Genomic DNA, 22,499 nt, shown 5'->3' with positions numbered 1-22,499 from the left:
CCCGCTAGCCTAGCACTTTCATTGCCGCCCGGCCAGACTTCACCAGGTCTTGACCAGCGTCAGGCGCAGCGAGCGCGGTTCAATCGGGTGAAAGTGCACGTCCGCCACGGGCGCCGTTTCGCCCGCCAGTTGCGACTCGTAGAAGTAATCGATCGCCGAGGCGCGCCGATTCGTCAGGTTGAACGCTTCGAGCTCCAGCTGCAGGTCCTTCGCCAGCTGGTAACCCACGCGCCCGTTGAGCGTCACGCTTGCCTTCGAGCGCACGCTGTCGTCCTCGATGAGCGGACGCGGGCCGAACCAGCGCAGGCGCAGGGAACCCGACCACGGGCCGCTGCGGTCGACCGTCACGCCCAGTTGCGCAACGCCTTCGATGGCGCCCGGGATCCGGTTGCCCAGCGAGCGGGCGCGGGCCCAGGCGGCGTCGACATCGACCGACAGCCATTTGTAGGGCCGGTAGTAATTCGAAAACTCGATGCCGTAGCGGCGGCTCGGATCGCCCGCCTCGGTGTTGCCGGCGTCGCCGATATAGGTCAGCTCGGAATCGAAGTCGAGGCGGTACACGGCCAGCGACATCTGCATCTTCGGAATCGCCTCGGTGCGCAGGCCAAACTCCACGCCGCGCGAACGCACGAGGCCTGGCGTGCGATCCACCGCATCGAGTGTTTTCGGATCGACCGTGGAAACGGTGCCGCGCGCGTCGTTGCTGTGAAAGCCGTGGCCGTAGTTGGCATACAGCTCGGTCGAGGCCCACGGGCCGTAGGCGATGTTCAGCGTCGGCGTCACCAGCGTGTCGTGCGCCTTGCCGGCGTTTTCAGGCCGGTCGCCATCGACGCGGAAGCGGTAGTTATTTGCGCGTACACCGACGACCGTGCGCAGTGCATCGCTCCAGCGCGTGGCATTCTCGACGAACACCGCGCCGCTCGTCTCGACGATGTGGTCTTCGCGCGTGGTGGCAATCCGCGCGCGCTTGCGGGTGTCGTACAGCCCGTTATAGATATTGTCGTTCTGGAGCTGCGCGCCCACGGTCAGGTCGGACGACAGCGTGTCGCTGCGGTGCATGTGCCAGGTGTGATTGGCATCCACGCCGCTCGTCACGCGCCGGTCGGGCTGGGCGAACTGGTCGCCATTGACCGGATCGTTCAAGAAGTAGGTGAAGTTCGAGAACAGTTCGAGCTCGTTGCGGATCACGTAGGCACTGACTTTCGAGGCCGAATCGGTGTCCGTGCTGCGCCAGATGCCCGAGATGCTCTGGCGGCGCGCTTGCCCGCCATCGCTGTCATCGATGAGATCGTAGCGCCCGATGCGGCCATCCTCGACGGCCCGCAGCGGAATCTGGTCCGTCGAATTCCAGTGGCCGCTGTAGCTCATCGCGGTGACGTTCCAGCCATTGTTGGCGTAGCCCTGGCTGTAGCGCAGCACGGCGTTGACCTTGCGGTAGCCATCGGGGCGCGTCCATGGGCCGTCGTTCTTCATCAGCTCCAGCGCGTACAGCAGGCTGCCGCCGGCAACCTCGGGCGAACCGGCCAGCATCGTGCGGGCGTAGCCGTCCTGGCCGACCGTCGCGGACGCGATGCTTTTCACCAGCCGATTGGCATAGCTGAGCGACGCCACACCGGCCGACGAGAAATCGCCTTCACGCGCCGAATACGGGCCCTTGCGGTAATCGAGCCGGCCCACCAGTTCGGGAATCAGAAAATTCAGGTCAGTCCAGCCCTGGCCGTGCGCGTGGCTGCGCTGGTTGACGGGCATGCCGTCGACCCAGGTGGCCAGGTCGGTGCCGTGATCGAGATTGAAGCCGCGCAGGTAGAACTGGTTGGCCTTGCCTTCGCCACTGTGCTGACTGGCGATCAGGCCAGGCGTGACTTCGAGCAGCTCGCCCGGCCGGTACGCGATGCGCCCGGCCAGGTCCTTCGCACCGGCGCTGCCGGCGCCGGCCGAATCGGCGATGCCAAGCTGGCTGGCGCGGGCGCCTTCGACCAGCACACGCTGGAGCTGGAAATCATCGGCGTGGGTGGTGGATGAGACGAACAGCGCGGCGAGCACGCAGGGGATGGGGCGAAGCAGCATGGCAATTTCAGAGTAAGGGTTCAGCGCGCAGGCTGTTCGAGCGTCTGGCGCAGGAAGGTCAGCGAACGCACGGCGCCGCCTTCGTTGAGGTTCACGGTGTTGACCTGTTCGGCCAGGAAGTCGACCAGCATCCCCTGGCGGATCACGGCCGCTGCCGACAGCGGCGTGGCGGCCAGCTCCTGGTAGATCACGACGCTTTGCGCATCGGCCGTCATGCCGATCCAGGTAACGGGCAGCTTCTTGCCGTCCTTGTCGGCGAGCCAGAAGTGGCGCTCGACGTAGGTGCGCAGCACCGCCTGGTCTTCCACGTCGCTCAGGTCGAACTGGCGCCCGTACAGATTGAGCAGCAGCGCGTCGATATCGTGCGCCGTGTAGGTGTGGACGATTTCCGTGCTCTCGGTACGCGCGTTGTACGAGATGTCGGTCATGCCGAAGTGGAAGCGGTGCGCGCTGGCCGCAGCGCTGGCGCACAGTAGCAGCGCCAGCAGCACCGACTTCAATCCGTGCAGCCTCATTGGGCCGCCTTCGGTGCAGCCTTGAGCGGTGTTGCCGCGTCGCGCATCAGGTTGTTCGGATCGCGCTCGGTCTTGAACAGCTCCAAGCGCGACGGCGTCGCCTTGCGTGGCCAGCTATTGTTGCTGACATCGATGTCAGCCGTTTCCCAGTACGGGTCCTGCGTCAGGCCGACGATCGGTTCATCGGTGACGAACAGCTTCGTGATCTTCTTGGGCGAATAGCGCCACACTTCGGCCGGAATGCGCTCGATCGTTTTTTTGCCGCTCTTGAAGGTCAGCTCCACAATCAGCGGCATCACGAGGCCACCGCGATTGGAAAAGTCGACCAGCGTCAGGTGCTTGCCTTCCTTGAGCAGTGCCTTTTCCCAGTCTTCCAGGTCGGCTGTCGTTTCGGCAAACTTGTTGCGGTCCTTGTTGGTGACGGTGAATTCGTCGTGTTCGTTGTAGAAGTCCTTCAGCTCGGGATGCGCATCGACGCGGCGTGGCATTCCCTGGTTGCGCTGGTCGGTCACCGACACCGGCTCGGCGGCGCGGCGCGCGCGCTGCCAGGCTTTTTCGATTTCAGGGTCTTTCGACGACACCGTGTACTCGCTGATGCCATCGACGCTGATGTCCACCGCGTCGGTCGTGTAGAACCAGCCGCGCCAGAACCAGTCGAGGTCCGTGCCCGAGGCGTCTTCCATCGTGCGGAAGAAGTCGGCCGGGGTGGGGCGCTTGAACTTCCAGCGCTCGGCGTATTCCTTGAAGGCGAAGTCGAACAGTTCGCGCCCCAGCACCGTCTCGCGCAGGATGTTGAATGCGGTGGCCGGCTTGGCGTAGGCGTTGGCGCCGCGCTGCAGCGTCGACTCGGCATTCGTCATGATCGGCGCCTGGTTCGTGCTGCGCATATAGTCGACGATGTCGCGCGGCTCGCCACGGCGCGCCGGGTAGTTCTCTTCCCACGCCTGTTCGGCCAAAAACTGCAGGAAGCTGTTCATCCCTTCGTCCATCCAGGTCCACTGGCGCTCGTCCGAATTGACGATCATCGGGAAGTAGTTGTGGCCCACCTCGTGGATGATCACGCTGATCAGGCCATACTTGGCGGCCTGCGAGTAGGTCAGCTCGCCCGTCTTGGCGTCCTTGACGGGGCGGCGGCCGTTAAACGACAGCATCGGGTATTCCATGCCGCCCACCGGCCCGTTGACCGAGATCGCCACCGGATACGGGTAGTCGAACGAGTACTTGTTGTACTGCTCGATCGTGTGGATCACGGCCGGCGTCGAGTATTTTTCCCACAGCGGATTGGCTTCGGCCGGGTAGTACGACATCGCCATCACGTCCTGCTTGCCGCTCTTGATGCCCTGCGCATCCCAGATGAACTTGCGGCTCGACGCGAACGCGAAGTCGCGCACGTTCTTGGCGTTGAAGCGCCAGGTACGGTTGTTGGTGGCGCGGCCCTTTTCGGTCGCCTGCGCTTCGGCCTGCGACACGATCATCACCGGCTTGCCCGCGGTTTTCGCCTGCTGCAGGCGCTCGCGCTGGGCGCTGCTCAAGACCTCGCCCGCGTTCTGCAATTCGCCCGTGGCGGCCACGATGTGGTCAGACGGCACCGTGATCGCTACATCGTAGTCGCCAAATTCCAGCGTGAATTCGCCGTCGCCCAGGTATTGCGCGTTCTGCCAGCCGGCCGCGTCGTAGTAGGCGGCCATGCGCGGGAACCACTGCGCGATTTCGTAGATGTCGTTGCCATCCTTGAAGCGCTCGAAGCCCATGCGGCGGCCCAGCACGTTCATCTCGGGGATGTTGAAGCGCCAGGCCACGTTGAACGACACCTTTGCACCTGGTTTCAATGGCTGCGGCAGGTCGATCCGCATCATCGTCTTGTTGATCGTGTGCGCCAGCGCGCGGCCATCGCTGCCGGTCACGCTCTGAATGTCGATGCCGCCGGCGAACTTGCCTGCCTCCAGCGTGAAGCGCAGCGCGTCGAACTTCACGCCATCGTTGCCCCTGGCCTGCCACGCGCTGCGCGATGGCAGCGTCGTGATCTTGCGGTTGTCCGAGTCGCTGCGGAACATGTTCTGGTCCAGCTGCACCCACAGGTACGACAGCGTGTCGGGCGAGTTGTTGTGGTACGTGACCGTGCCAGCGCCGCTGATCGCGCGACTGGCTTCATCGAGCGTCACGCGCAGCTTGTAGTCGGCGCGCTGCTGCCAGTAGGCGTGGCCCGGTGCGCCGGCCGCGTTGCGCGTGACGCCGGGCGTCGGCAGCAGCTCGTCCAGCTGGCGGAACTTGTCGTCGAAGGCCGGGCCGGCCGCGCTGGCGGTCATCGCAACGCCGAGGGTGAGGGTCGCGAAGGCCGCGTGCAGGTGGGGGATGTTCATGGTCGTGGAGCCTGACAAATATTTTCTGCGACAGCGTAAAAACGTCGTTCCCGCGGAGGCGGGAACCCAAGGTGTTCGCGTTGTCGAAACGCTGGCAAACTTGGGTTCCCGCCAAGGCGCCCGGCGAGGGCGGGAACGACGGATCTGGTGCTAACTTAATGACGCATGGACGTCACTGCGCAGGCGTTGCTGCGTCTTCCGCATCTTTTGCATCCTTCGTCTTGAGCTTCGAATTGAAGTCGCGCATCAGGTTGTTCGGATCGCGTTCGGTCTTGAACAGTTCGAGACGCGACGGCGTCGCCTTGCGTGGCCAGCTATTGTTGCTGACGTCGACGTCGGCCGTTTCCCAGTTCGGATCCTGCGTCAGGCCGACGATCGGTTCATCGGTGACGAACAGCTTCGTGATCTTCGTCGGCGAATAGCGCCACACTTCGGCCGGGATACGCTCGATGGTTTTCTGGCCGTTCTTCAGCGTCAGTTCCACGATCAGTGGCGTGACCAGGCCGCCCACGTTCGAGAAATCGACCAGCGTCAGGTGCTTGCCTTCCTTGAGCAGCGCTTTTTCCCAGTCTTCCAGATCGGCCGTCGTTTCCGCGAACTTGTTGCGGTCCTTGTTGGTGACGGTGAACTCGTCGTTCTCGTTGTAGAAGTCCTTCAGTTCCGGGTGCGCATCGACGCGGCGCGGCATGCCCTTGTTGCGCTGGTCCGTGATCGAGACCGGCTCGGCGGCGCGGCGTGCGCGCGCCATGGCTTTCTCGACTTCCGGATCCTTGGACGACACCGTGTATTCGGTGATGCCGTCGACGCTCACGTCCACCGCGTCGGTGGTGTAGAACCAGCCGCGCCAGAACCAGTCGAGGTCCGTGCCCGATGCGTCTTCCATCGTGCGGAAGAAGTCGGCCGGCGTCGGGCGCTTGAACTTCCAGCGCTCGGCGTATTCCTTGAACGCGAAGTCGAACAGCTCGCGGCCCAGCACCGTCTCGCGCAGCACGTTCAGCGCGGTGGCCGGCTTGGCATACGCGTTGTTACCGAACTGCAGAACCGATTCCGAGTTCGTCATGATCGGCACCTGATTCGTGCTTTTCATGTAGGTGGTGATGGCGCGCGGGTCGCCGCGGCCGCCCGGCCAGTTGGCTTCCCAGGCTTCCTGCGCCAGGAACTGCACGAACGAGTTCAGGCCTTCGTCCATCCAGGTCCACTGGCGCTCGTCCGAATTGACGATCATCGGGAAGTAGTTGTGGCCGACTTCGTGGATGATCACGCCGATCAGGCCATACTTGGTGCGCTGCGAGTACGTCAGTTCGCCGGTCTTCTTGTCCTTGCTCGGACGCGGACCGTTAAACGAAATCATCGGGTATTCCATGCCGCCCACCGGACCGTTGACCGAGATCGCGGTCGGGTACGGGTAGTCGAACGAGTACTTGTTGTACTGCTCGATGGTGTGGATGATCGCCTGGGTCGAGTACTTCTCCCACAGCGGATTGCCTTCCTTCGGGTAGTACGACATCGCCAGCACGTCCTGCTTGCCGCTCTTGACCGCTTGCGCATCCCAGATGAACTTGCGGCTCGACGCGAACGCGAAGTCGCGCACGTTCTTGGCCTTGAAGTGCCAGGTTTTCATCGCCGTGCTGCGGACCTTCTCGGCCGCTTCGGCTTCGGCCTGGGTCACGATGATGACGGGCTTTTTCGCCGTCTTCGCCTGTTGCAGGCGATCGCGCTGGGCGGCCGTCAACACCTCGCCCGGATTTTGCAGCTCGCCGGTGGAAGCGACGATGTGGTCGCCCGGCACCGTGATGCGCACGTCGTAGTCGCCAAACTCCAGCGTGAATTCGCCCGAGCCCAGGAACTGCTTGTGCTGCCAGCCATACACGTCGTAGTAGGCCGCCATGCGCGGGAACCACTGGGCGACTTCGAACAGGTCGTTCTTGTCGTCGAAGGTTTCGTAGCCGGCGCGCCCGCCGAGCACCTTCTGCTCATTGATGTTGTAGCGCCAGTCGATACCGAACGTCACCTTCGCGCCCGGTTTGAGCGGCTGCGGCAGGTCGATCCGCATCATCGTCTTGTTGATGGTGTACGGCAGCGGGCGCCCGCCCGCATCCTTGACCGCCAGGATGTCGAAGCCGCCGGGGAAGGTGCGCCCGTCGAGCACGGTGCGCAGGGCATCGTATTTCAGGCCGGTGGTCTGGGTACCGTTGGCCCAGGCATCGCGCGACGGCAGGATGGCGCTCTGGCGTGCATCCGAATCGGTCTTGTAGATGTTCTGGTCGAGCTGCACCCACAGGTATTTGAGGGTATCCGGGGAATTGTTGTGGTAGGTGACCGTGCCGGCGCCGGAGAGCGCGCGTTTGGCTTCATCGAGCGTGGTGCGGATCGTGTAATCGGCGCGTTGCTGCCAGTAGGCGTGGCCCGGGGCGCCGGAGGCGGTGCGGATCGTGCCTGGGGTCGGCAGCAGCTCATCGAGCTGGCGGAACTTGTCGTCGAACGGTGCTGCGGCAAACGATGATGCTGCGAGGCATAGAGCTGCTACGCCGATTGGCAAACGAAACATGATTCCCCTGGATTTGTTGTTGGAAATATGACAGGAATTCTATCGTTGATATTCCTCAATTGCTTAACGTATTTGTAAAAATCCAGATACATGTGGCGCGCGCCACACCAATGGCGGCGCGTGCATGCTTATTCCATGGTTCAGTACATGTCGGTCACGCGCGCGTACCCCCGAACCCACGTGCCCTGCACGATCTTGCCAAAGTCGGCGTCGTAGCGGTGCAGTTCGAGGTCGCGCGACAACACGAACAAGACCTTGTCCGATTCCGCGTACAACGGTTCCCATTGGCCGCCGCGTTGCCTGAGCACCAGCTCACCCTTGCGCTCGGCGATCTCGAAGTCCGTCACGGCGTCGAGCTGGTAGCGGCCCACCAGCGTGCGCCGCGTTTCCGGCGCGAGGGGGACGGCCTTGCGCAGTTTGGTCTGGTTGGTGTCCCATTTGTATTCGTAGGCGATGGCGCGCATCAGACCTGCCGCCACGTCGATGCCATTGTCGCCATTGGTCAGGATGACCGCGCCGCTGCCGTCAGCGACGGCAGCGTAGAACACCGCCTTGAAGCCCTGGTTGCTGCCACCGTGGCTGAAGCCCTTGCCGCCGTCCTGTATCTGCAAGCCCAGCGCATAGTTGTTCTTCACCGGCTGGAGCATCGTGCGCGTCATCGCGGGCGTGAGCACGCCGTCCGTCGCCCCCGCCGCGCCCTGCTGGATCGCGATCGCGAAGCGCGCCAGGTCGTGCGGCGTGGTCCACAGGCCGGCGGCAGCCTGCTCGGGATAGGTGTAAGCGCCGCCGGGGAACGGCTTGCCGTCTTCGTCATGTGGCCGCGCGGCGCTGGGCGCCAGCTCTGGCGGCAGCGGCTGGGCATAGGTGCTGGCGGTCATGTCCATCGGCGCCAGCACCAGTTCGTGCAGGATCGCGTCAAATGGCTGGCCGGCGCGGTCGATCATAGCCTGCTGCACCACGGTGTAGCCGCCGCCCGAGTAGCGGAATGCCGATCCCGGCGCGGCGTTGACACGGATCGCCTTCGTGTTGGCGGGGCTGGCGCCATCGAGCACCTGCTGCAGCGTTGGCACGCTCTTGCCGGCGGCGTAGCCGGGAAAGCCCGAGACGCTCATGCCACCGGTGTGCGACAGCAGCTGGCGCAGGCTCGGCATGCCGTTACCCTTCGGCAGCGTCCAGCTCGTGAGCGCCTGGTCGATGCCTGCGTCCAGATCGAGCTTGCCCTGTTCGACCATGCGCAGCGCCGCCATGGCCGACACGGATTTGCTGAGCGAGGCGGCCTGGAACAGCGTCTGCGGCGTGACGGCCGGTCCGCCGGTCCAGGCCACGCCATAGCCGCGCGTCCACGCCACCTTGCCGTCCTTGATCACGGCCACGCTCACGCCCGGCACGTTCAGCCGTTTCATTTCGTCGGTCAAGGCCAGGGGCGCCACCGGCACATCGGCCAGGGCGACTTCCGGGCGCAGGCCGGACTCGATGCGGGCGATGGCGGCGCTGTCGTCGGCGCTGTCATCGGCGTGTGCGCCGGCAGCGGCCAGCATTGCGATGCAGACGGCGAGATAAACAACATGGGAGTGGTGGCGGGGCAGGGCGGAACGCATCTTCTTCTCCAGACATGGTTGCACAAATGGCAAACAGTATGGGCACCCGCAGCCAGGCCGGCAAGGACCGAAAGAAAGCTATGCCGCCGGCATGCTGAAGGTGAACGTGATGCGCCCGTCCGTTGAGGTGACGCCGATCGCGCCATCGTGGCCGCGCGCGATCTGGTCGACGATGTACAGGCCGAGTCCCAGGCCTTCGTCGCCGGCGCGCGAGGTGGCGCGCCAGTAGGGCTTGAACAGCTGGTCGATGACGGCCTGGTTCAGATCGGGGCCGGCGTTGCTCACGGCGAGCACGAAGCTGGCGCCGTCGACGCGCGCGTCCACGTGGATCGGCTCTCCGCTGTCGCCGTGCAGCAGTGCGTTCTTGAGCAGATTCGACAGCAGTTGCGCGAGCCGCTGCGGATCGCTGCGCAGCGCGATGTCACGCGCGATGTCGGACCGGATCACGCGGTCGGGATACACGCCGCGCAGCTCGTCGACCACCTGGTCGAGCATCAGGTGCACGTCGGCGCTCTGGCACAGTTCGAGCGCGAGGCCAGAGCCCATGCGCCCGCGCGTGAAATCGACCACGTTGTCGACCAGGCCGGCCATGCGCATGGCGCTGCTGCGCACGCGTTCGACGATCTTGTCGGTGGCCGGATCGGTGCTGCGGCGCTTGAGCAGTTCGGCGCCGGTCAGGATGGCGCTGAGCGGCGTGCGCAGGTCGTGGCCCAGCACCGCGATGAACTGTTCGCGCAGTTCGGCCGTTTCGCGTTCGGACAGCAGGTCAGAGCGTGTATCGCGCAGCGAGCGGTCGGTTTCGAGCTGGCGCGAAATGAGTTCGGCGAACAGCGTCAGCGCCGACACCGTGGCGCCCTCGCTCAGTGCCGCCGGCTCGGGATCGAGGCCGCACAGCGTGCCGAAGTAGTCGCCGTCGGGACGGAAGATCGGGATCGAAAAATAGCTCTGGAACCCGTACAGGCGCGGCGTATGGTGGTCGCGATACGAATCGCTGTCACGCACGCTGTCGATGACGATCGGCTGGCGTGTCGCGCGCACTTCTTCGCACAGCGTGGTGGTGACGTCCAGCGGGTCGCCTGCCTGCAGGCCGAACCCCAGCTCGTCGTGCACGGCGCAGGTGGTCCAGGTGGTGTCGGTGACGTGCGCGATGCAGACGAACCCCAGCCCGGTCATGGTCGCCACGGTTTCCAGCACGCGCGGTACGGCGGCAATGGCCTGGATTTCCCTGACATGCTGGGGGACGGTGTCTGGCATCATGGTAGCTCGGTGAATGAGGTCGAAATCATACCACCGGCCGCCGTGCGCGGTCCGGCTCAGGCCAGCCAGCGTCCGTCGGCATACACCTGGACGTCGCCCAGAAACACCGCATCGGTGACCGCGAACACGTCGATGTGAAAGCGCGCATCCTTGCGCTTGAAGCCCGGCTTCGTGTACACGCCATGCTTGGCGCCGAGCGACAGGTGGATGCCGCACATGCGCTCATACGTGCCGATATCGTCCACCCGCAGGTCGCGCGTGAAGGCGCGGTTCAGGCCGAACCCCAGCTCGCGCACCCAGACTTCGCCTTCCTCGAGGCGGATGTTCTCGAGCACCTGCTCGAAGGCGGGCGTGGCGTGTTCGGTGCCGGTCACGCGACCCGCTTCGATGATCAAGGTGACCGGTACGTCGGGATGGTTCGAGCGGTAGCTGGTGTCGCCGAACACGTGGATCTGGACCCGGCCGTGCACGGCTTCGAGGTCTTGCGCTTCGGTGAATACTTCGCCGATCGGGAACTGGCCACCGACGTTGTTCATCTCGCTGTAGTCGCCGATATTCAGCTTGGCCGCTTCGAACGGCGAGGCGAACGTGAGCGTCTCGCCACCACCGACCACGCGGCCATGCGGCGCGCTGTCGATCAGCGCCTTGAGCGCGCGCCCGGTGCCGCGGAAGTAGGCGGGGTCGTAGGCCAGCGCATTGACATAGTGTTCGCCCTGGATGCCGGGCATGCGCGACAGGTGCACGTGCTCGATCACTTTTAAATCGAGCTTGAACAGCTCGACGCGGATGCGAAAGCCGTCGAGCCGGAAATTGGTCGACTGGACCAGCACCACCAGGTCGTGCGCGGCCATCGAGCGGAACGCCGCCAGCACCGCATCGGGCGTGACGCTGTCGAAGTCCACGAACGTTGCCTCGGGCAGATTGTGCCGGTAGCCCGCGAGCAGGGCGCGCGCCAGCGGCGTGCGCGTGTCGTACACGACCAGCGCCTTGTGCGCCGGGCCGTGTTCGAGCGCGATCGACAGCACGGCTGCCAGATGCGCGGTCGCGGCGTCCACCACGGTGGCGGGCAGGTCGTCGTGGGAAAGAATGGGGGCGGCAGCGGTCATCGGCGCACAGGAGGCAAGAGGGAAGCGGCCATTATACGTTCCGTTGCACCGTGAGGGAGCAGGCGGCGCTACCGGGCAAACAGCGCGACGCGTGGCCGTGCGGGGCGCTATCATGCGGCCTTCCATCACGATCAAGACAGCGGTTGGCAGGCCGTTTTTCGGCATGTACGGCAACAGCGAAATACGGGGCACCATGGCACACAACGATTCCTGCATCAATCCCGGCTGCGGCCGCGCGTTTCCACAGCCGGTCGATTTTTGTCCGTGGTGCGGAACTGCGCAGCGGCCGGTCAATGCCGTGCCAGCGCCGCCGGTCGTGATGCCACCCGTGCTTCCCGTACCACCTGCGCCACCCGCGCCACCCGTACCGCCAGCGCCGGTCATTGCGGCGCCAGTCGTTCAACCGCCGCCAGCGCCGAAGCCAGTTCCGGCGCCAGCACCACCAGCACCCCCAGCGCCGCCGCTGCCACCCGTGCGCGCCAATCCCGCACCACGCCCGGCTGCTCCGACGCGCAAGCCGATCCGCCTGCGCTGGTGGCTCATCGGCCTGGGCCTTCTGTGGCTGGCCTGGATGCTGACCAAGCCGACGGCGGCCCGCATCGAGCGCCGTATGGCGTCGGCCATCGCCCTGGCCAAGGAGTGCAAGCCGAAGGACGCGCAGGACGAGTTGATTGCGCTGCGCAAGACGCGTGCGACGCCCGAGCAGCTGCGCCAGGTGCAAAGTGCGCTCAATACGGCGGCTGCGGCCTGCACCCGCGCCGAGCAGCGCCGCGCCGCGTGGACCACCGCCAACAACGCCATCGAGCGCCTGCTGAATACGGGCAGCTTCGAACAGGCGCGCACCCGCCTGGCCACATTCACCAAACGCTGGGGCGAGGACACGCGCACACGCGAAGTCAAGGCGCGCATCGACGCCGGCCGCCGCGATCATCCGCTGGCCGATCCTTCGCGCTGAGCCCGTAAGGACAGCCACGCCGCAACGCCTTGTGTATCATCGAACGCGTTGACAACAAGGAGCACAGCATGAAAGCGACGATGACGAACACGCTGCTGGCGTCGGCAATGCTGCTGGCGCTGGCCGGCTGCGCGCGCGACGACGAGGGCAAGGGCCCGGCCGAGCGCGTCGGCAAGGCACTCGATCAGGCCACCGCCGGGGTGACCAATTCGGTCAAGGATGAAATCGCCCGCGCCGACGACGCCGTCGAAGATGCGCGCAACAAGGTCGGCAACGCGACGCAGGAAGCCAGCCGGGGCCTGGAGCGCGCTACCGAGAAAATGGGCCAGTCGGTCGAACGGGCCGGCCAGGTGATCCAGGAAAACGCCGGCAAGGACAAGGGCGACGACTAAGCGCTGGCGGCGCGCGGCATGTCCGGATCGCCGTACACGATGGCCATGTCGACCTGGCCCGAGCGCCATGCGTGCTCCAGGTTCTGCTCGATCACATCCAGGTTCACACGCTCGCCATCGGCGAAACCGCGCACGCCGTAAGCGCGGTTGCGGCCATGCGACTTGGCCATGTACAGGGCCATGTCCACCAGGTTGACCACGCGCTCCCAGGCCATCGCCTGCTTGCCGATGGCAAGCGGGAACGGCGCAAAGCCGATCGACACGGTCACGGTAATCTCCACGCCGGCATGGTCGATGACGGTGGCGTTGATGCCGCCCAGGATGCGCGCGGCCACTTCGTCCATCCGGTGGCGCGGCACCGAGGGCAAGAAGGCCAGGAACTCTTCGCCGCCCCAGCGCACGATCATATCGGTCTCGCGCAGGATCTCGGCCAGGCTGGCCGAGATCGTGGTCAGCACCGTGTCGCCGGCCGCGTGGCCGTGGGTGTCGTTGATATGCTTGAAGTGGTCGACGTCCAGCAGGAACAGCGCGCCGACGCCGTCCGCCCCGGCCGCGGATGGCGTCGCTGGTGGCAGCGCGCGCATGTACTCAAGGAAGTGGCGGCGGTTGTACAGGCCCGTGAGCGGATCGCGCACGCTCTGCTGCTTGAGTTCGAAATTCTTGGCATGCAGCTGCGCGTTCGCATGGCGCACCTTGCGGTACAACAGCCCCACCACGATGGCCGCCAGCGCGATCACGGCGAGCACCAGCCACCAGACGCGCTGCTGCAGGCGGCGGTTGTCGAGTTCGGCCGATTTGATCGTGTTCTCGCTGCGCAGCAGTTCGATCTGGCGCTGCTTGCGTTCGGCCTCGTACTTCTCTTGCAGCTCGAGCATGGCCTGCTGGCGGCGCTTTTCAAACAGTTCGTTCGACAGCGTGCGCTCGCGGTGGTACGCCTTCAGGGCGCCCGGCAGGTCGCCCACGCGCTCGAGCGCCACGCCGTATTCCACCAGGGCAGTCTGCAGTTCGGGCTTGTCGCCCATTTCTTCATAGCCGGCGATGCCGGCCTCGATATGGCGCTTGCCCTCGACGAGCCGGCCGGTGGCGAGGAAGGCCTGGCCCAGGTTCAGGTGCGCGATCGCGTCGAGCCGGCGATCGTTCAGGGTTTTCAGCGCATCGAGTGCCTGCTGCGCGTAGACGACGGCGTTGCGGTAGTCGCCCATCTTGAGATACCAGTCCGACAGATTGACCAGGGTGCCGGCGATACGGTTGGTGGCGCCGATCTTGCGCTCTAGGGCGAGACCTTCCTGCAGCGCGCGCAGGGCGCGCTCGTTCTGGCCGGTGTCGATCGCCAGGCCGTACTCGATCCGCTTGAGCAGCGCCGTGCGTCCGGGCGAGTTGGCACTGGCCGCAGCGGCGTAGGCCTCGTCCAGCACGTCGAAACCTTTTTCGGGTTCGCGCATCCGGGCGTACAGGCGCGCCAGGGAGTACTGCGCCATCACGATATGGATCGGATCGCCGTTCGAGCGCGCCAACGCGGCGGCGCTCTGCAGGCCCTGCAGGGCGCGTGGCAGGTTGCCTTCCTCGGCATACGATTCCCCCGACGAAATCGCGGCGCGCACGCGCAGGTCGATATCGTTCGTGGTGTTGGCCAGTTTCTCGGCCTCCCAGATCAGGCGATGGGATTCGCCCGGGCGGTGCTGGGCAAACGCGGCATACCCCTGCATCAGCAGACCCTTGGCCAGTGCGCCGGTGTGATCGTGCTGGCGGCCCAGTGCAATGAGTTCGTTGGCCACTGCAACGGCCTGGGCATGCTGGCCCATGCCGTGGCGGGCAGCGGCCATCTGGTTCAGGAATTCGATCCGCTGCGGCAGCGGTGCAACGCGCGCCTCGTCTTCGATGGCTTCGAGCATCGGCAGGGCGCGTTCGGGAACGACGCGGTTGGCTTCCCGGATCTCGGCCAGGCGCGCGTCGAGCGCCGGGATGTCGCTGGCCAGCGCACAGGCCGACGCAACGCACAGTGACAAGGCCACGGCGTTGAGTCGGGAGCGCGACAGGGCGCGATGCAGGATAGCGAACATGCCGTGGTTTCGTCGCGCCGGAGAGAGCCGGTCGAAGTTGGTTTGGATTATTATATTGCCGTTGCAAACGAGAAACTCAATTTGTGATGAAATGTCACAAAAATGACACAGCGGCATCGTTTCCAAGTATCCCACGCAGCGCAGGCAAGCGTGCGTGCGCCGTCGAACCATCGACCTATACTGGCCGGACAATTATCCCGATAGAGGTCAGCCATGTGGAAATCACCATGGGTCAGGTGGGGCGGTACGCTGGGCTTTGCCCTGGGCGGTTTTTTCGACGGCATCCTGCTGCACCAGATCCTGCAATGGCACCACCTGTTCAGCCTCGTGCCCGGGATGGACGATTTACGCCTGCAGGTGCTGTGGGACGGTTACTTCCACTTGCTCATGTACGTGGTCGCGATCGTTGGGCTGGCGGGCCTGTGGCGCGCGCAGCGGCGCGGCGCGATGCACTGGGGCCGGCCGCTGGCGGGCGCCATGCTGGCCGGCTTCGGGTCGTGGCATGCGATCGATGCGCTGCTGTCGCACTGGCTGCTGGGCATCCACCGCATCCGCGTCGACAGTCCCGATCCGCTGCTGTGGGACCTGGCCTGGCTCGTCGTGTTCGGCATCGCGCCGCTGGTGCTGGGCCTGCGCTGGCTGCGCCGGCCGGGCGCTGGTGGCACGGGCGCACGCGGTTCGGTGGCCGGCCTGGTGCTGCTGGCCGCCGGCAGCGCGGCCCTCGGTGGCTGGGCACTGGTGCCGCCGCCCGGCCAGAACCTCACCACGGTCGTGTTTCACCCGGGCGCCGGGCCACGCGAGGTGTTTGCGGCGCTCGACGCCGTCGACGGACGCCTGGTCTGGAGCGACCGCGCGATGGGCGTGGTGGTGATGGCCATCCCGACCCGGGATCACCTGACTTTGTACCGGCACGGCGCGCTGCTGGTGAGCGGGGCGGGCGCGCCGGGTGGCTGCATCAACTGGAGCCGGCCTTGAACCTGGCCGGCTTTTCGGCCAGCGTCGCCAGCAGGCGCGCCAGCTCCAGCGTATCGACCGGCTTGACGAAGTGGTACGAAAAGCCCGCGTTCATGCTCGAGCCGCGATCGGACTCCTGCCCGTAGCCGGTGATCGCGATGAAGGTAGCGGCGGCGCCACCGGCGCGCTGGCGCAGGCGCTGCGCCAGTTCGTAGCCGTCCATGTCGGGCAGCCCGATATCGAGCAGGAACACATCGACCGTGTCGACCCGCGCGCGTTCGAGCGCCGCGTACGGACTGTGTTCGGTGACCACGTCGTGCCCGGCCGCCTCGAGGAACATCGACAGCATCTGCGCCGCATCGACATTGTCGTCCACGACCATGATGCGCAGGCGCGGTCCGGTGGGCGCCGGCAAGCGGTGCGCCGGCGCCGGCAGCGCATCGACCTCGCTCGCCACGGCCGGCAGCACGACCGTGAATTCACTGCCCTGGCCGAGGCCTGCGCTGTGCGCCGACACGGCGCCGCCATGCAGCTCGACCAGGCTGTGCACCAGGGCCAGGCCGATGCCCAGACCGCCCTGCGAGCGGTCCGACGTGCGTTCACCCTGCATGAACAGCTCGAACACGCTGGCAATCAGTGACGGCGCCATGCCGATACCGTTGTCGCGCACCGTGAAGCGCACGAGCGCCCCGCGTACCTCCAGCGACACGGCAATCTCGCCGCCTTCCGGCGTGTACTTGGCCGCATTGCCCAGCAGGTTGGCCAGCACCTGTACGAGGCGCTTCTGGTCGCCCCGCACGAAAGCCGGTTCGTGCGGCGTGTGCACGTCCAGGCTGTGCCGGCGCGCGGCGATCAAAGGCCTGGTCTGCTCGACGGCATCGGCAATCAGCGCTTTCGCGTCGAGGATGTCGTGCTCCAGCGTGATCAGGCCGCGCGTAACGCGCGAGACGTCCATCAGGTCGTTGATCAGGCTTGTCATGTGCCTGACCTGCCGGGTGATGATGCCGCTCGTCTGGCGCAGGCGCGCTTCATCGAGCTGCGCCATGCGCAGCAGGTCGGCCGCGGCGCCGATCGGGGCGAGAGGATTGCGCAGCTCGTGCGCGAGCATGGCCAGAAATTCGTCCTTGCGCCTGTCGGCGTCGCGCAGCTGGCGCTGCGCCACCTTGCGCTCGGTGATGTCGCGGAAGAACAGCGCCATGCTGTCGTCGAGCGACGGGTAGATGCGCAGTTCCATCCACGCCTGACGCCCGTCCGGCCAGGCGAACGGCACGTCCCGGATCTCGGCGGCGTGGCTGGCCAGCACGCGCCCGGACAGCGCGTCGGTCGCGTCGCCGTCGAGCCAGGGCCAGACCGCGCCGGCCGGCATGCCGACAATCGCCTCGCGCGGGCGCTGCGCCAGCCGCACGCCTTCGTCGTTCACCTGCCGCACCGTCAGGTCGCTGCCGACGATGGCAAAGCCTTCCTTCATGCTCGACAACACGTGCTGGCTCAGGTCGCGCTCGCGCACCAGTTCGGCCTGGGCGCTGTACTGCATTGAGACGTCGGTGCCTTCGATCAGGATGCCGGAGACGGTGCCTTCGGCGTCCAGCACCGGCTGGTAGATGAAATCGACCATCAGTTCGTCGAGCGGTGCGTCCGGCGTGCGTTGAAGCTTGATCGGCGTGCCCCGGCTGATGAACGGCACGCCCGTGGCATATACCTCGTCGAGCAGTTCGAAGAAGCCCTGGCCCCCAAGCTCGGGCAGTGCGGCGCGCACCGGCAGGCCGAGGATCTCGCGCTCGCCCACCAGGGACCCGAAGGCCGCATTGGCCAGGTCGAACACGTGCTGCGGCCCCTGCGTGACGGCCAGGAAGCTGGGCGCCTGGTCGAACATGTGGCGCAGGCGTTCGATTTCGGTGGCCAGGTTCTGGCGCACGAGCTGCTCGGCGCGCAGGCGCCGGAGCACGCCCTCGATCTGGTCCAGGCTTTCGCGGGCCGACAGCACGTCGCCATCGGTCCAGCGGTACGGCGCGTGCTTGCCAACGACCAGCACCGTGCCGACGCTGCCATCCTCGATGGCCGCCAACATCAGCAGCGAGGCGATGCCGGGGACTGGCGCCTGATCGCGCAGGTCGTCGAGCCGCACGGGCGCACCCCCATCGAGCGCGGTGTGCCAGGCAGCGCGCGGGCCGTCCAGCGCGATCGTCAGCGCGGCGTCGTCCGGCGTGGCCGGTTCGAGGACCAAGCAGCGCGTGGCCGCGTCGATGGCACCCAGGCGCACGAACGGCGCCCCCAGGTAGTCGCTCAGCGCCAGGCCGGCCGCCTGTATCGCGGCGTCCGGGCCCGGCATCTGGCGCAGGTCCTGCGCCAGCTTCAGGCGAAACGCCTGGCGCCGTTCGAGGTCCATGCGCGCCGTGGTTTCGACGGCCGCCGTGAACATGCCGAGCACGGCGCCGCTGTCGTCGCGAATCGGGCTGTACGAAAACGTGAAATGCGCGAGGCCCAGCACGCCATTACGGCGGATCCAGAGCGGCAGGTCCTCGCCCCTGACGGCTTCGCCCTGTTGCATGACCTGCTCGACCATGGGGCCGATGGTGTCCCAGATTTCCTGCCATGACTCGAACGCCGGCCCGCCAAAGCCCGTGACGTCCTTGTCGTCGCCGATGATCGGCTGGTAGGCGTCGTTGTAGAACTGGATCAGGTCAGGCCCCCACCAGATCGCGATCGGGAAATGCGAGTCGAGGCAGATGTTCAGGGCCAGGTTCAGGCTGTGCGGCCATGTGGCGCGCGGCCCCAGCGTCGAGACGCTCCAGTCGCGCTCGCGCAGCCGCCGGGCCATGCGGCCCGGCTGGTTGAACGACGGAACTGCAGCCGGTTGTAAGGTCATGATCGCGTGCAGTGATGATGAACCGTCATCATAAGCCGGGGCGGGCAAATCGGCCGCACAGTCGGTGCCTACCGGCCTAGAGGGCGATCTGCTGCAGCAGGTACAGGCGCTGGTACAGGCCGCCCTCGATGCGCATCAGTTCTTCGTGCGGCCCGGCTTCGGTGATCCGGCCGTGGTTGAGCACGATGATGCGGTCGGCGTCGCGGATCGTCGACAGGCGGTGCGCGATGGCGATAATGGTCACCTTGCCGCGCAGTTCTTCGAGTGCCTGTTGCACCACCTGTTCGGTGGCGCTGTCGATGCGCGACGTCGCTTCGTCGAGCAGCAGGATGCGCGGCTCGCCCGCCAGCGCGCGGGCAATGGCGATCAGCTGCTTCTGGCCCGACGACAGGCGCGAGCCGCCTTCGCCCAGCTGCGTGTCGTAACCCTGTTCGAGCGCGCTGATGAAATCGTGCGCATGCGCCGCGCGCGCCGCATCCATCAGGCGTTCGAGCGGCAGGCCGCGGCCCATGTCGATGTTTTCGCGCGCGCTGGCGGCCAGGATGAACGGGTCTTGCGGCACCAGGCCCACTTCGTTGCGGAAGCGCTCGTTGCCGATCTTCGCCAGCGGCACGCCGCCGATCTCGATGCTGCCCTGTTCGACGACGTAGTAGCGCAGCAGCAGCGACAGCAGCGTCGACTTGCCGCTGCCCGTGTGGCCGACGATGCCGAAGAACGCGCCTTGCGGAACGTCCAGCGACAGGTCGTGCAGCACCGGCTGGCCGGGCACGTACGCAAATTCGACATTGCGCACGCTCACTGCCGGTGCATCGGGCGAGAACGCATTCTGACCATGGATGCGGTCCACGTCATGTTCGGGCGCGCCGGCTTCGTCGAGCAGCGTGTTGACGCGCGCGGCTGCGACCACCGCCTGCTGCAGGCCGCTGAACTGCATCGTGATCTGGATGAGCGGCTCGACGACGCGCGCGATGTAGCTGACGAACGCGTACAGCACGCCCACTTCGACCGCGCCGATCTCGCGCTGGCCAAATGCGAAGATCACCAGTGCCAGCAGCGCCACGTTGAGCAGGTCCAGCGCAGGGCGCAACAGGAAGGCGTTGGCGCGCAGTTCGGCCAGGCGCGCCGTGTAGTGGGTGCGGTTGGTGACCAGGAAGCGTTCGCCGAAGCGCAACTCGGCATTGCTGGCCTGGAGCACGGTCATGCCGCCGATCGACTCGGCCATCTGCGCATTGATGTCGCTGCGCAGCGCGCGCGCACGGGTAACGGCCGGCGCCGACAGGCGCTGATACAGCCAGACGATGCCGACCACGGCAGGCACCAGCAACAGCACGATCAGCATCAGGCGCCAGTCGAGCCATGCCATCGCGACCATCGTGCCGATCAGGACGATCGAATTGTCGAGCATGACGTACAACACCTGGATGTAGAGCGTCTTGACGGCCTCGGTGTCGTTCGTCACGCGGCTGACCAGCTGACCGGTGATGGCGCGGTCGAAGAATGCCATCGGCAGGCGCAGCACGTGGCCATAGACCCATTCGCGCAGGCGCTGCACCGAGCGCATCGCCACGCCGGACAGGCGGATCAGCTGCAGGTAGCGCACCCAGCTTGAGACCCAGCCGGTGACCACCAGGCCACCCAGCAGCAGGGCCATCTGCGGCCAGTCGAGATTGCGCGGGAGCAGGTGGTCGTCGATCAGCGCCTTGCCCAGCAGCGGGCCGACCACTTCGAAGGCCGCCGCCAGGATCAGCCACAGCGTGGCGATGATCAGGTGGCGCTGTTCGGGCGCGGCGGCGCGGCGCAGCAGGCGCGTGGCCAGCTTGGCCTGGTCGCGCATGACGCCGCGTTCCAGGCTGTTATCGGTCGAGGGCGGCGGCGTGGTGGTGGTGGATGCGTCGGCTGTGTCCAGCGTTGCTTCAGGTTGCGTCAAGGCTGGCCTCCAGTTGTTGATAGCGCCACTGGCTGGCGTACCAGCCGTCCAGCAGCAAGAGTTCGTCGTGCGTGCCGGCTTCGATCACGCGCCCGGCGCGCAGCACCACGATATGGTCGGCCCCGACCACGGCCGACAGGCGGTGGCTGGCGATGATGGCGGCGCGCTCGGGCCGCGCCCGGCGCAGTTCGGCCAGGTGTTCGAGGATGCGTGTTTCGGTGCCGGTGTCCACTGCCGACAGCGCGTCGTCGAGCAGCAGCAGCGGATTGTCGGCCAGCAGCGCACGCGCAATCGCCACGCGCTGGCGCTGGCCGCCCGAGAGCGTGATGCCTTTTTCGCCAACCGGGGTGTCGTAGCCATACGGGAAGCGCAGGATGTCGTCGTGGATGGCGGCCATGCGCGCCGCGCCTTCGATCTCGGCGCGCGTGGCGTCAGGCCGGGCCAGCGCGATGTTCTCGGCAATCGTGGAAGAGAACAAAAACGACTCTTGCGGCACCCAGCTGGTGGCGCTGCGCAGGGCGCTCAGGCGATAGGCGTCGAGCGGCTGCCCGGCCCAGCGCACCTGGCCTTGTTGCGGCGTCGCCTGGCGCAGCAGCACGCGCAGCAGCGTCGATTTGCCCGAGCCGGTCGGGCCGACGAGGCCCAGCGTCTGGCCGGGTTCGAGCGTGACGGACACGCCGGAGAGGGCGGGCGCCTGCGCCGTGTCGTCAGCAGCCGCGCCGTCTTGGCCAGCGCCGTTTATGCCATACGTGAACGTGACGCCATCGAGCACCAGCGGGCCCTGGCCCACCTGGTCGATCGTGCCGGCATCTTCGACCGACAGCGGCGCCTCGAGCAGCGGCTGCAGGCGCGCCATGCCTGCGCGGCCCCGTTCGATCAGCGTGACCACCCAGCCGGCGGCGAACATGGGCCAGATCAGCTGGCCCAGGTACATCGTGAAGCTGGTCAGCGCGCCGACCGTCAGCTCGTTCTGCCAGACCAGGTAGCCGCCCAGGCCCAGCGTCAGGCCGGTGGCGGCAGTCAGCGCCAGGCCAACGGCCGGCTCGTAGGCCGCTTCCCATTTCTGCGCGGTGAGGCTGGCCTCGGCCGCATTGGCCGTCAGCACACCGAACTGGGTGCTGCTGCGCGCTTCGAGGCCCAGGGCGCGCAGCGTGCGCACGCCCGACAGCGACTCTTGCACATGGTCGTTCAGCTTCGAGAAACCTTTAAGCGCATCCCCCTCGGCCTTCTGGATGTGGGTCGAGATGTACCAGAACGCGAGTCCCATCAGCGGGAACGGCAGTAGCGCAACCAGCGCCAGGCGCCAGTCGACGCCCAGCGTCATGATCCCAAGGACCATCACCAGCGTGAGCGTGCCGTCGAACGCGGCCAGCAGGGCTTCGCCGGCAGCCATCTCGATGGCGTCGATGTCGTTGGTGGCCAGCGCCATCAGGTCGCCGGTGCGCTGGCGCTGATAGAAGGCGGGGCCTTGCGCGGCCAGGCGCGCATACAGACGCGTGCGCAGCTCGACGCCGAGCTGGTAGGCAGCCGAATACAGGCGGATGCGCCAGCACACGCGCAGCACATAGATGGCCACGCCCAGGCCGAGAACCTGGGCGATACCGAGCAGGAGGTCCTGCTCGCCGAGGCGGTTGTTGGCGAGTGCGTCGACCAGTGCGCCGACCTTGCGGGGGATGAGAACCGTACAGATCGCGACGCCGACGAGCATCACGGCCGACGAGGCATAGGATTGCCAATGACGGCGCACGAAGCCGCCGATCAGCCTGGACAAACTCATTCGAATTCCTTGCGGTTGCGCCCGAAAAAAAAGCGGGCCAGAGCCCGCTAGTGTAGTCGTTTTGCCTAGTTGGCGCAGCGCGGCACCGTGGTTGAGGCTGTCGTTTGCTGCGCTCTG

General features: G+C 66.2%; 14 protein-coding genes. 3 read left to right on the top strand and 11 right to left on the bottom strand.

Features of this window, described 5'->3' with window-relative positions; all coding sequences use genetic code 11:
• Positions 1–39: 39 nt before the first annotated feature.
• The 7 genes from ACZ0AJ_RS15785 to ACZ0AJ_RS15755 form a co-directional block, all read right to left on the bottom strand.
• On the bottom strand, positions 40–2,067 hold the full coding sequence (locus tag ACZ0AJ_RS15785; protein WP_499455567.1) for a TonB-dependent receptor: 2,028 nt from the start codon (positions 2,065–2,067) through the stop codon (positions 40–42).
• 20 nt (positions 2,068–2,087) lie between these two features.
• Entirely contained in the window at positions 2,088–2,582 is a 495-nt protein-coding gene (locus ACZ0AJ_RS15780) for a DUF6702 family protein (protein ID WP_499455412.1), read from the bottom strand.
• Positions 2,579–4,942: a M1 family metallopeptidase gene (locus tag ACZ0AJ_RS15775; protein WP_499455410.1), complete on the bottom strand. Its 2,364-nt coding sequence runs from the start codon at positions 4,940–4,942 to the stop codon at positions 2,579–2,581. The genes ACZ0AJ_RS15780 and ACZ0AJ_RS15775 overlap by 4 nt, the downstream gene beginning before the upstream one ends.
• A 172-nt stretch (positions 4,943–5,114) precedes the next feature.
• Positions 5,115–7,490 carry a M1 family metallopeptidase gene (locus ACZ0AJ_RS15770; protein ID WP_499455409.1) on the bottom strand — a complete coding sequence of 792 codons (2,376 nt, stop codon included), beginning with the start codon at positions 7,488–7,490 and terminating at the stop codon, positions 5,115–5,117.
• A 140-nt stretch (positions 7,491–7,630) separates the two neighbouring features.
• The gene (locus ACZ0AJ_RS15765) at positions 7,631–9,088 is read right to left on the bottom strand and encodes a serine hydrolase domain-containing protein (RefSeq protein ID WP_499455407.1); all 1,458 of its coding nucleotides are present in this window, start codon (positions 9,086–9,088) and stop codon (positions 7,631–7,633) included.
• A 78-nt stretch (positions 9,089–9,166) separates the two neighbouring features.
• A complete protein-coding gene (locus tag ACZ0AJ_RS15760) occupies positions 9,167–10,345 on the bottom strand; it encodes a sensor histidine kinase (protein WP_499455564.1) in 1,179 nt (392 codons plus the stop codon).
• 56 nt (positions 10,346–10,401) lie between these two features.
• A complete protein-coding gene (locus tag ACZ0AJ_RS15755) occupies positions 10,402–11,451 on the bottom strand; it encodes a hypothetical protein (protein WP_499455404.1) in 1,050 nt (349 codons plus the stop codon).
• Between the two features lie 193 nt (positions 11,452–11,644).
• On the opposite strand from ACZ0AJ_RS15755, the gene ACZ0AJ_RS15750 reads away from it, so the two are divergent.
• Together ACZ0AJ_RS15750 and ACZ0AJ_RS15745 are read left to right on the top strand one after the other, a co-directional pair.
• Positions 11,645–12,406 (top strand): hypothetical protein, encoded by a 762-nt coding sequence (locus ACZ0AJ_RS15750; RefSeq protein WP_499455403.1) that lies wholly within the window; start codon positions 11,645–11,647, stop codon positions 12,404–12,406.
• 68 nt (positions 12,407–12,474) lie between these two features.
• Complete coding sequence (locus ACZ0AJ_RS15745) at positions 12,475–12,798, top strand: hypothetical protein (RefSeq protein WP_499455401.1); 324 nt, start codon at positions 12,475–12,477, stop codon at positions 12,796–12,798.
• On the opposite strand, the gene ACZ0AJ_RS15740 is transcribed toward ACZ0AJ_RS15745, so the two are convergent.
• Positions 12,795–14,858 carry a sensor domain-containing diguanylate cyclase gene (locus ACZ0AJ_RS15740; RefSeq protein WP_499455400.1) on the bottom strand — a complete coding sequence of 688 codons (2,064 nt, stop codon included), beginning with the start codon at positions 14,856–14,858 and terminating at the stop codon, positions 12,795–12,797. The genes ACZ0AJ_RS15745 and ACZ0AJ_RS15740 overlap by 4 nt on opposite strands.
• Before the next feature lie 213 nt (positions 14,859–15,071).
• Here ACZ0AJ_RS15740 and ACZ0AJ_RS15735 point away from each other — a divergent pair, with 213 nt between their 5' ends.
• Complete coding sequence (locus tag ACZ0AJ_RS15735; protein WP_258835502.1) at positions 15,072–15,833, top strand: DUF2243 domain-containing protein; 762 nt, start codon at positions 15,072–15,074, stop codon at positions 15,831–15,833.
• Here ACZ0AJ_RS15735 and ACZ0AJ_RS15730 read toward each other — a convergent pair.
• The 3 genes from ACZ0AJ_RS15730 to ACZ0AJ_RS15720 all read right to left on the bottom strand — a co-directional run bounded on the left by ACZ0AJ_RS15730 (position 15,814) and on the right by ACZ0AJ_RS15720 (position 22,382).
• The gene (locus ACZ0AJ_RS15730; RefSeq protein ID WP_499455560.1) at positions 15,814–18,678 is read right to left on the bottom strand and encodes an ATP-binding protein; all 2,865 of its coding nucleotides are present in this window, start codon (positions 18,676–18,678) and stop codon (positions 15,814–15,816) included. The two genes, ACZ0AJ_RS15735 and ACZ0AJ_RS15730, sit on opposite strands and share 20 nt — an antisense overlap.
• Positions 18,679–18,754: 76 nt before the next feature.
• Positions 18,755–20,512, bottom strand: coding sequence for an ABC transporter ATP-binding protein (locus tag ACZ0AJ_RS15725; protein ID WP_499456800.1), 1,758 nt, complete (start codon positions 20,510–20,512; stop codon positions 18,755–18,757).
• Positions 20,513–20,591: 79 nt separating this feature from the next.
• The gene (locus tag ACZ0AJ_RS15720) at positions 20,592–22,382 is read right to left on the bottom strand and encodes an ABC transporter transmembrane domain-containing protein (protein ID WP_499455396.1); all 1,791 of its coding nucleotides are present in this window, start codon (positions 22,380–22,382) and stop codon (positions 20,592–20,594) included.
• Between the last annotated feature and the right edge of the window lie 117 nt (positions 22,383–22,499).

Source organism: Telluria sp. AC161 (assembly GCF_979258535.1).
This window is presented reverse-complemented; position numbering and strand designations above follow the sequence as displayed.

Bases quoted from the DNA above. Each gene is read 5' to 3' on its own strand.
- ACZ0AJ_RS15785 (WP_499455567.1), bottom strand. From the start codon at position 2,067: ATGCTGCTTCGCCCCATCCCCTGCGTGCTCGCCGCGCTGTTCGTCTCA.
- ACZ0AJ_RS15780 (WP_499455412.1), bottom strand. From the start codon at position 2,582: ATGAGGCTGCACGGATTGAAGTCGGTGCTGCTGGCGCTGCTACTGTGC.
- ACZ0AJ_RS15775 (WP_499455410.1), bottom strand. From the start codon at position 4,942: ATGAACATCCCCCACCTGCACGCGGCCTTCGCGACCCTCACCCTCGGC.
- ACZ0AJ_RS15770 (WP_499455409.1), bottom strand. From the start codon at position 7,490: ATGTTTCGTTTGCCAATCGGCGTAGCAGCTCTATGCCTCGCAGCATCA.
- ACZ0AJ_RS15765 (WP_499455407.1), bottom strand. From the start codon at position 9,088: ATGCGTTCCGCCCTGCCCCGCCACCACTCCCATGTTGTTTATCTCGCC.
- ACZ0AJ_RS15760 (WP_499455564.1), bottom strand. From the start codon at position 10,345: ATGATGCCAGACACCGTCCCCCAGCATGTCAGGGAAATCCAGGCCATT.
- ACZ0AJ_RS15755 (WP_499455404.1), bottom strand. From the start codon at position 11,451: ATGACCGCTGCCGCCCCCATTCTTTCCCACGACGACCTGCCCGCCACC.
- ACZ0AJ_RS15750 (WP_499455403.1), top strand. From the start codon at position 11,645: ATGGCACACAACGATTCCTGCATCAATCCCGGCTGCGGCCGCGCGTTT.
- ACZ0AJ_RS15745 (WP_499455401.1), top strand. From the start codon at position 12,475: ATGAAAGCGACGATGACGAACACGCTGCTGGCGTCGGCAATGCTGCTG.
- ACZ0AJ_RS15740 (WP_499455400.1), bottom strand. From the start codon at position 14,858: ATGTTCGCTATCCTGCATCGCGCCCTGTCGCGCTCCCGACTCAACGCC.
- ACZ0AJ_RS15735 (WP_258835502.1), top strand. From the start codon at position 15,072: ATGTGGAAATCACCATGGGTCAGGTGGGGCGGTACGCTGGGCTTTGCC.
- ACZ0AJ_RS15730 (WP_499455560.1), bottom strand. From the start codon at position 18,678: ATGACCTTACAACCGGCTGCAGTTCCGTCGTTCAACCAGCCGGGCCGC.
- ACZ0AJ_RS15725 (WP_499456800.1), bottom strand. From the start codon at position 20,512: ATGCGCGACCAGGCCAAGCTGGCCACGCGCCTGCTGCGCCGCGCCGCC.
- ACZ0AJ_RS15720 (WP_499455396.1), bottom strand. From the start codon at position 22,382: ATGAGTTTGTCCAGGCTGATCGGCGGCTTCGTGCGCCGTCATTGGCAA.